Origin of the sequence: Mesorhizobium sp. M7A.F.Ca.AU.002.02.1.1, assembly GCF_003998535.1 — a bacterium.
Lineage (GTDB): Bacteria > Pseudomonadota > Alphaproteobacteria > Rhizobiales > Rhizobiaceae > Mesorhizobium > Mesorhizobium ciceri.
Window position 1 is genome coordinate 1 of sequence record NZ_RZPB01000987.1, and the last position, 1,879, is coordinate 1,879.

At 63.3% G+C, this 1,879-nt stretch carries 2 protein-coding genes; one reads left to right on the forward strand and one right to left on the reverse strand.

Annotation, left to right across the window (positions count from 1 at the left end):
* Nucleotides 1–1,010: 3-hydroxyacyl-CoA dehydrogenase (locus EN879_RS34115; protein WP_245493914.1), on the forward strand; the 1,010-nt coding region annotated here is incomplete at its 5' end.
* A 5-nt stretch (nt 1,011–1,015) separates the two neighbouring features.
* Here EN879_RS34115 and EN879_RS34120 read toward each other — a convergent pair.
* Nucleotides 1,016–1,822, reverse strand: coding sequence for a LuxR C-terminal-related transcriptional regulator (locus EN879_RS34120; RefSeq protein ID WP_024504754.1), 807 nt, complete (start codon nt 1,820–1,822; stop codon nt 1,016–1,018).
* Between the last annotated feature and the right edge of the window lie 57 nt (nt 1,823–1,879).

A 1,879-nucleotide genomic window follows, 5' to 3' on the forward strand; every position in this document is an offset into this window, starting at 1 on the left:
AGCGGGAGCGGCTCGCCCAGTTCAAGGGCTCCACCGACTATGCCGATCTCGCCGATTGCGACCTGATCGTCGAGGCGGTGTTCGAGGACATGGCGGTCAAGAAGGAAGTGTTCGGCAAGCTCGAAGCCGTGGCGAAGCCCGGCGCGATCCTGGCCACCAACACCTCCTATCTCGACATCAACGAAATCGCTGCCTCGACCTCGCGGCCGCAGGATGTGCTCGGCCTGCATTTCTTTTCGCCGGCCAATGTCATGAAGCTCTTGGAGATCGTGCGCGCCGAGAAGACCGCGCCCGATGCGCTGGCGACATCAGTCGACCTGGCGAGGCGGATCGGCAAGGTGGCCGTCGTGGTCGGCGTCTGCCACGGCTTCGTCGGCAACCGCATGCTTGCCGCGCGGGGCTCGGAATCGGAAGCGCTTCTTCTGGAAGGCGCAACGCCCAGCCAGATCGACCAGGTGTTCACCGATTTCGGCTGGCCGATGGGGCCGTTCCAAATGGGCGATCTCGCCGGTCTCGATATTGGCTGGCGCAACCGCAAGGCACGCGGCCAGAAAGCCGTGATCGCCGACACGCTGTGCGAACAAGGACGTTTCGGCCAGAAGACCGGCCGGGGTTTTTACCTCTATGAGGCTGGCGCGCGCACGCCAGTGCCGGATCCCGAGGTTGAAGCGCTGATCCGCGACAAGGCCGCCGAGAAGGGTATCGCACCGCGTGCGATCAGTGCGGAGGAAATCGTAGAGCGCACGCTTTACCCCCTGATCAACGAGGGCGCCAAGATCCTGGAGGAAGGCATAGCGGCCCGTGCGTCCGACATCGATGTCGTCTGGGTCAATGGCTACGGCTTTCCCATCGGCAAGGGCGGACCGATGTTCTGGGTTGGCCTTGAAGGTCCGGCCAGGATCATCGAGCGGCTCGAATACTGGCATCAACGGACGGGCAAGGATGTGTTCAAGCCGGCGCCGTTGCTGAAGCGGATGGCCGAGACCGGGTCGTGGGAAGCCGGCGGTTAGAGAGCCTACCGGATCCGTGCATCGATGATCTCGACGAAGCGCGCGAACAGGCCGGCCTGCGACTTGATCTTGAGCTTGCGGTAGATGTTGCGGCGATGGACTTTCACGGTTCCCGGCACGATGCGCATGGCGCGGGCGATCGACTCCGTCGAATGCCCCTGCAACACCAGGTCGACGACATGCTTTTCGCGCGGCGTCAGCGACAGGCTCTGCCAGATATGGGCGCGGTCGAATTCGTTGACCATAGCGGCCGTCTCGTCCTGCTTCGCTTCCGCCGTTTCGTCGGCCGGAAGAGCAGGCCAGCGCAACCTGATGAAGCTGATCACCGCGGGAGCCATGTCGCGCAGCAATCTGGCATCGGCGGTGCCGAAAGGGCCTGAAGCGCGCAGCCGCATCAGCGACAACACCAGCGCATCCTTGCCCGGCAGCGGCACGAAGAAGCCGACCTCCTCGGCCAGCCTGGTCTGGCTGTAATAGGAGCGGAAATACTCGCTGGCATAGAAACGGTCCGGCGCCAGCTCGCGCATGCGCCAGAACCCTTCCTTGCGCTCGACCGCAGCGTGATGGAACGGATCGAGCAGATACGGCCCTTCCTGATAGAGCGCGACGAACACATGGCTCTCGGTGGGCGAGAAGGTCTCGAACAGCAGCGGCGGGCGCGAGGCGCCGCGATAGCCGAAGATCACGCAGTGGTCGAATCTAACGTGCTGCCGCAGCCACTCGACCAGCGCCTGGCCAAAGAGATCGCCGCTGGTCTCCCGCGTCGTCGCGACGAGCGTGGCGAGCCGGCTGTATTCGTCGCTGCGGGACAATGCATACCCCCTTAAACGAGAAAATAGATCAGATATACCACCTGAGAGGTATATCTG